The 5,850-nt window shown below is 71.5% G+C and carries 6 protein-coding genes; all 6 read left to right on the top strand.

Annotated elements, in window-relative coordinates:
* Positions 1-433, top strand: a 433-nt coding sequence (locus AB4Y86_RS10215; protein ID WP_441402127.1) for a ferrochelatase, incomplete at its 5' end; no start/stop codon positions are given.
* A complete protein-coding gene (gene hemC / locus AB4Y86_RS10210) occupies positions 430-1,428 on the top strand; it encodes a hydroxymethylbilane synthase (RefSeq protein ID WP_441402126.1) in 999 nt (332 codons plus the stop codon). The genes AB4Y86_RS10215 and hemC, both read left to right, overlap by 4 nt.
* Before the next feature lie 20 nt (positions 1,429-1,448).
* Positions 1,449-2,366, top strand: a complete 918-nt coding sequence (locus AB4Y86_RS10205; RefSeq protein ID WP_441402125.1) for a uroporphyrinogen-III synthase — start codon at positions 1,449-1,451, stop codon at positions 2,364-2,366.
* Complete coding sequence (gene hemB / locus AB4Y86_RS10200) at positions 2,363-3,343, top strand: porphobilinogen synthase (RefSeq protein WP_441402124.1); 981 nt, start codon at positions 2,363-2,365, stop codon at positions 3,341-3,343. Before AB4Y86_RS10205 ends, hemB begins: the two co-directional genes overlap by 4 nt.
* On the top strand, positions 3,343-4,464 hold the full coding sequence (locus AB4Y86_RS10195) for an LLM class flavin-dependent oxidoreductase (RefSeq protein WP_441402123.1): 1,122 nt from the start codon (positions 3,343-3,345) through the stop codon (positions 4,462-4,464). Before hemB ends, AB4Y86_RS10195 begins: the two co-directional genes overlap by 1 nt.
* Positions 4,465-4,469: 5 nt before the next feature.
* Positions 4,470-5,801 (top strand): glutamate-1-semialdehyde 2,1-aminomutase, encoded by a 1,332-nt coding sequence (gene hemL, locus AB4Y86_RS10190; protein ID WP_441402122.1) that lies wholly within the window; start codon positions 4,470-4,472, stop codon positions 5,799-5,801.
* Positions 5,802-5,850 lie beyond the last annotated feature (49 nt).

Genomic DNA, 5,850 nt, shown 5'->3' with positions numbered 1-5,850 from the left:
GCATGTGCCCTGGCTCGAACCGGACATCAACGACGCCATCGAAGAGCTCGCCGGACAAGGCGTCAAGGGCGTCGTGATCGTGCCCCTGGGCTTCGTCAGCGACCACATGGAAGTCGTCTGGGACCTCGATACCGAGGCCCTCGACACCTGCGGCAAGCTGGGTCTCGCGGCGACCCGGGTCCCCACGCCCGGGACGCACCGCAAGTTCGTGGCCGGCATCGTGGACCTGATCTGCGAGCGGACCGCCGCCAACAACATCGCCGACCGGCCGCACCTGACCAAGCTCGGCCCCTGGTATGACGTCTGCCGGCCGGGCTGCTGCGCCAACTTCCGCGGCGAAAAGCCCACCATCGCCGGCGCGGACACCACCGTCGGTACGGGACACGACCCCTACCCCGCGGCAGCACCCGCGGCCGGCCAGGCCACGCCGTGACCGTCCGGATCGGCACCCGCGCCAGCAAGCTCGCCCTCACGCAGACCCAACAGACCGCGGACCAGCTCGCAGCCGTCGGCGGTTTCCCGGTGGAACTGGTGCACATCCGCACCGACGGCGATGTGCTCACCGGTTCGTTGTCCCAGATGGGCGGCACCGGCGTGTTCGTCGCGGCCCTGCGTGACGCGCTGCTCCTGGATGCCTGCGACGTCGCCGTCCACTCGCTCAAGGACCTGCCCACCGGTGCCGCCCTCGGCCTGACGCTGGCGGCGACGCCGAAACGCGTGGACGTCCGGGACGTGCTCTGCGCCCGGGACGGGCTCAAGCTCGCCGACCTGCCCGCGGGCGCCAAGGTGGGGACCGGCTCCCCGCGACGGGCCGCTCAGTTGCGCGCGGCGCGGCCGGACCTGGACATCCGCGACATCCGCGGCAACGTGGACACCCGGCTGGGCCGAGTGCCGGGTCTGCCGGGCAACAGCACCGATGCTTTCGTCGAGGGCAAGTCCGGCGACCTCGACGCCGTCGTGCTGGCCGCCGCCGGGCTGCACCGGATCGGCCGGCTCGACGCCGTCAGCGAATACCTCGAGACCGACGTGATGCTCCCCGCCGCCGGGCAGGGTTCCCTCGCGATCGAATGCCGCACTGCCGATGCTCCGCGCAAGGCTGGCTCCACCGAAGGATCCCAGGGCGTGCTCGCCCAGGCCCTCGCCGCCCTCGACGACCCGGACACGCGGCTGGCCGTCACGGCTGAGCGGGCGCTTTTGGCCCGGCTGGAGGCGGGCTGCGCCGCCCCCGTCGGCGCTTACGCTGTCCGCAAGGGCAGCATGCTGCATCTTGAAGCCGTGGTCTGTGCCGTGGACGGGACCGCGACGGTCCGCGACAAGAAGGCCAYCGACGGGCTGACCGAAGTCGGCGCCACCCTGCTGGGCATCGAGTTGGCCGAAGCACTGCTGGCGGCGGGCGCGGCCGACATCGCCGATTTGGCCGCCTCCTGAGCCGGACGGATGCGCACCTGATGGGACGCCGCAGCGCCATGCTCCGGCCGGACGGGACCGCCGGGCCGAGGGTACTTGAAGGTGCCAGGGTCCTCGTTACGCGCAGCCCGGACCGGGCCGGCGCGCTGGTGTCCGCGCTGCGCGAGACCGGCGCCGAGCCGCTGCTGCTTCCACTGATCGACTTTGAGCGCGCCTCCGACCAGCACTCGCTCGATGTGGCCTTCGATGCGCTCGGCGCCGGCGGCTACTCCTGGCTCGTGGTCAGCAGCGTCACCACCGTCCGGGTCCTTGAGGCGAAGGCCGCCGAGCGCGGTGCGGCCCTCAGCGCCTGGCTGCCGGGCAGCCTTCAGGTGGCCGCCATCGGCCCGGCGACCCGCCGCATGCTCCAAGCCCTGGATATCCCGGTCGACCTCGCCCCCGCCGGCCAGCAGTCCGGGGCCGGCCTGCTCGACATCTGGCCCCGCGGCCGGTGCAGCGTGCTGTTGCCGCAGGCCGACATCGCCGATCCGGCCCTCCGCCGGGGACTGGAATCCCGCGGCGCGATGGTCCAGGCCGTCACCGCCTACCGGACCGTCGACTATCCGGCCGACCCGGGGCGCAGTCTGGCCGGCGCCCCCGCGCCGCAGGAACACGACGCGGCCGTCCTCACCCCCGCGGCCGCGAAGGCCGCAATCGACGCCGGCACCCTGCACGCCGTCGTCGCCGCCTCACCGAGCGCCGCCCGCCGCGTCCACGCGGCGCTGTCGCCGCTGGGCCGCTGCCGCCTCATCGCGATCGGACGGTCGACGGCGGACCAGGCCCGGTCGCTCGGCCTGCCGGTCGCCGCCGTCGCGGAGGAACCCACCGCCTCCGGACTCGTCGCCGCCGTCGTCGAGGCCCTGGACCCAGGGCACCCCCACTCCACCCCGTCCACCAGCACTGTGAAGGACCAGACATGAGCTTCCCGACCCACCGTCCCCGCCGGCTCCGCACCACTCCCGCGATGCGCCGGCTCACGGCCGAACACCGGCTCTCGGCGGCCGACCTCATCCTGCCGGCCTTCATCCGCGAGGGCCTGTCCGAGCCGAACCCCATCGCCTCGATGCCCGGAGTGCAGCAGCACACCACCGAAACGCTCAAGCGCGCCGCCGCAGAGGCCGTGCAACTCGGCGTCGGCGGCATCATGCTCTTCGGCGTCCCGGCCGAACGGGACGCGCGCGGCACCGCATCGCTGGATCCCGACGGTGTGCTGAACAAGGCGATCCGTGACGTGAAGGCCGAGGTCGGCGACGACCTGGTCATCATGAGCGACGTGTGCCTCGATGAATTCACCGACCACGGCCACTGCGGCGTCCTGGACGCGCACGGCTACGTGGACAACGACGCGACCCTGGAGATCTACGGGCAGATGGCCGTGGCCCAGGCGGAGGCCGGCGCGCACGTGCTCGGCCCCTCCGGCATGATGGACGGCCAGGTCGCCGTGATCCGCCAGGCGCTGGAGGAGGCAGGGCACGCCAACACCGCGGTGGTTGCCTACGCCGCCAAGTACGCGTCAGCCTTCTACGGCCCGTTCCGCGAAGCCGTCGATTCGCAGCTCACCGGGGACCGGCGCACCTACCAGATGGACGCCGCCAACCGGCGCGAAGCCCTCCTCGAGGTCGAACTGGACCTCGAGGAGGGCGCCGACATGGTGATGGTGAAGCCCGCCATGAGCTACCTCGACATCCTGGCCGACGTCGCCGCGATGAGCCCGGTCCCGGTGGCCGCGTACCAGATTTCCGGTGAATACTCGATGATCGAAGCCGCCGCCGCGAACGGCTGGATCGACCGCCGGGCAGCCATCACCGAATCCGTGCTGGGCATCAAACGCGCCGGCGCCAACCTGGTCCTGACCTACTGGGCCAGCGAACTCGCCGGCTGGCTGAAGGAGTCCTGATGAACACCCCGGCACAGTCCGACCCCGCCTCCGCGGCCAACCCGACCGCCCCGGTGGGGCCGGAATCGATCCTGCTCGGGCTGAACACCTTCGGCGACGTGGGAGTGTTCCCCGACGGGCAGCCCGTTCCGCACGCCCAGGTGCTGCGCCAGTTGCTGGAGCAGGCCGAACTCGCCGACCAGGTGGGACTGCACGCCTTCGGCGTGGGGGAGCACCACCGGCGCGACTTCGCCGTGTCCGCCCCGGAGGTCTTCCTCGCCGCCGCGGCCGCCCGGACCAAGAACATCCGGCTCGGTTCCGCCGTCACCGTGCTCAGCTCCGATGACCCGATCCGGGTCTTCCAGCGCTTCGCCACCGTGGACGCGATCTCCAACGGCCGGGCCGAGGTCATGCTGGGCCGCGGCTCCTTCGTGGAGTCCTTCCCGCTGTTCGGCCTGGACCTGGCCGACTACGAGGTCCTGTTCGAGGAAAAACTTGAGCTTTTCGACAAGGTTCGTGCGCAGAAGCCGATCAAATGGGAGGGCCGGACCCGCCCCGCCATCAACGGGCTCAGCGTCTACCCGCCGCTGGAGCACCACCTGCTGCCGGCCTGGATCGGCGTCGGCGGGACGCCCGAATCGGTACTTCGCTGCGCCGAATACGGCTATCCGATCATCTTCGCCATCATCGGCGGCCAGCCCCGGTCCTTCGGCCCGCTGGCCGGGCTCTACCGCGAGGCGATGGCCAAGTACGGGCATCCGATGCAGCAGGTCGCCACGCATTCGCCCGGCCACATCGCCGCCACGGACGAGGAAGCGCGGGAGGAGTTCTTCCCGCACTGGATCGCGATGCGCAACCGGCTGGGCGCAGAGCGCGGCTGGGGCCCGGGCAGCCGGGGCGAGTTTGACGCCATGTGCACCGCCGAAGGCGCACTCTACGTCGGCTCGCCCGAAACCGTCGCCGCCAAGATCGCCCTGCTGAAGAAGAACCTGGGCGTGGACCGCTTCGACCTCAAATACAGCAACGGCACGCTCCCGCACGCCGCGATGATGCGCTCCATCGAGCTGTTCGGCACCGAAGTGGCGCCCCGCGTGGCCGCCCTGCTGGCCGGATACTCCCCGGCGACTGAACTGAAAGAATAGGAACCATGACTTCCAGCCACCCTCGCAACGAGGAACTCTTCGACCGTGCCCGCCAGCTGATGCCGGGCGGGGTCAACTCGCCGGTCCGGGCCTTCGGCTCGGTGGGCGGCACGCCGCGCTTCATGGTCTCCGCGAAGGGACCGTACCTGACCGACGCCGATGGCGCCGAGTACGTGGACCTGGTTTGTTCCTGGGGCCCGGCGCTGCTGGGACACGCCCACCCGGCCGTCCTCGCCGCGGTCCACGCCGCCGTCGACCGCGGACTGTCTTTCGGCGCGTCCACGCCGGATGAGGCCAACCTCGCCGCGATCGTGAAGGAGCGCGTGCCGGCCGCCGAACGGGTCAGGATGGTGTCCACCGGCACCGAGGCCACCATGACCGCCATCCGGCTGGCCCGCGGCTACACCGGCCGCGACCTCGTGATCAAGTTCGCCGGCTGCTACCACGGCCACCTCGACGGGCTCCTTGCCGCCGCCGGCTCCGGACTCGCGACGCTCGCACTGCCCGGGTCGGCCGGCGTCACCGCCGCCACCGCCGCCGAAACCCTCGTGCTGCCCTACAACGACCTTGCCGCCGTCGAAGCCGCCTTCGCCAAACACGGACCCAACATCGCCGCCGTGATCACCGAGGCCGCGCCGGCCAACATGGGCGTGGTCACCCCGGGCGAGGGCTTCAACGCTGGCCTGGCCCGGATCACCCGCGAACACGGCGCGCTCCTCATCCTCGATGAGGTCCTCACCGGCTTCCGCACCGGCTACTCGGGCTACTGGGGACTCACCGGCGGGGCGGCCGACGCCGCGGAGCCCTGGACCCCGGACCTGCTGACCTTCGGCAAGGTGATCGGCGGGGGCATGCCGACGGCAGCCCTCGGCGGCCGCGCCGAGGTCATGGACTACCTCGCCCCGGTGGGCCCGGTCTACCAGGCCGGCACCCTGTCCGGGAACCCGGTGGCGATGGCCGCCGGCGTCGCGACGCTGACCCATGCCACCGAAGAGGTCTACTCCTTCGTCGACGCCCGTTCGCTGGAACTTTCCGGCGCCCTGTCTACGGCGCTGGACGCTGCCGGGGTGGACCACTCCATCCAGCGCGCCGGGAACCTGTTCTCGGTGGCCTTCGGCACCTCGGCCCGGGGCGTCCACAACTACGACGACGCGCAGGGCCAGGAGGTCTTCCGCTACGCCCCGTTCTTCCACTCGATGCTGGACTCCGGGGTGTACCTGCCGCCGTCGGTGTTCGAAGCCTGGTTCCTCTCGGCCGCGCACGACGACGCCGCGATGAACCGGATCTTCGACGCCTTGCCGGCCGCCGCCAAGGCCGCTGCCGCGGCGCAACCGTAAGCCACACAGCGCGCGGCGTCCGCCGTCGTCCTGCTTAAACACTTTCGGC

The sequence above is a fragment of the Arthrobacter sp. 2YAF22_2 genome, assembly GCF_052114645.1.
GTDB lineage: Bacteria > Actinomycetota > Actinomycetes > Actinomycetales > Micrococcaceae > Arthrobacter.
This window is presented reverse-complemented; position numbering and strand designations above follow the sequence as displayed.

Coding starts and splice junctions, on each gene's coding strand:
- AB4Y86_RS10205 (WP_441402125.1), top strand. CDS start 1,449: ATGGGACGCCGCAGCGCCATGCTCCGGCCGGACGGGACCGCCGGGCCG.
- hemL (WP_441402122.1), top strand. CDS start 4,470: ATGACTTCCAGCCACCCTCGCAACGAGGAACTCTTCGACCGTGCCCGC.
- hemB (WP_441402124.1), top strand. CDS start 2,363: ATGAGCTTCCCGACCCACCGTCCCCGCCGGCTCCGCACCACTCCCGCG.
- AB4Y86_RS10195 (WP_441402123.1), top strand. CDS start 3,343: ATGAACACCCCGGCACAGTCCGACCCCGCCTCCGCGGCCAACCCGACC.